The 594-nt window shown below is 51.9% G+C and carries 1 pseudogene; it reads right to left on the reverse strand.

Annotated features, from left to right (window positions below):
• Positions 1-594 (reverse strand): annotated as a pseudogene (locus ACINWC323_RS20125) (hypothetical protein); the annotation flags it as partial.

Genomic DNA, 594 nt, shown 5'->3' on the forward strand with positions numbered 1-594 from the left:
CCACCGCCGATACCACCCGTAATACCGCCAATAATGTCAGTGATTGAACCTAAAGGGCCACCTTCACCTCCACCGATACCACCCGTAATGCCACCAAGCAGACCACCGACATCAGTCAGGTCACCAACTGCATGTTGAACCAGACCAGAAGCTGTTGAACCATTGTTGATCAATGTACCCACTACACCTGTAAGCGAACCGGCGGCACCACCAATATCAGCACCTGCCAGATCAGAAATGGCTTCAAGTGTGCCATTTACGGTATCGCGAGAAGTCTCAAAGGTCAGGGTACCGAGATTGGTCAGATCCGTAACAGGATGAACACCCGGAAGTACGCTGCCAATTGCACCGCCTGCCGTGCTAATACCGGTATTGATAATATCTGTTTTCAGGCTTTCGACACCTTGTAGTACATCGATACCAGACTGGATTACACCAGTAACAGGATTGTTGCCTAGGTCACCACCCGTAATGCCACCGATAATGCCTGTGATTGCGCCTAGAGGGCCGCCTTCACCACCGGTAATACCACCAAGCAGGCCACCGACATCAGTCAGGTCACCAACTGCATGTTGAACCAGACCGGAAGCGGTT

Source organism: Acinetobacter sp. WC-323 (assembly GCF_000314615.1).
In the GTDB taxonomy this organism is placed as follows: Bacteria; Pseudomonadota; Gammaproteobacteria; order Pseudomonadales; family Moraxellaceae; genus Acinetobacter; species Acinetobacter courvalinii.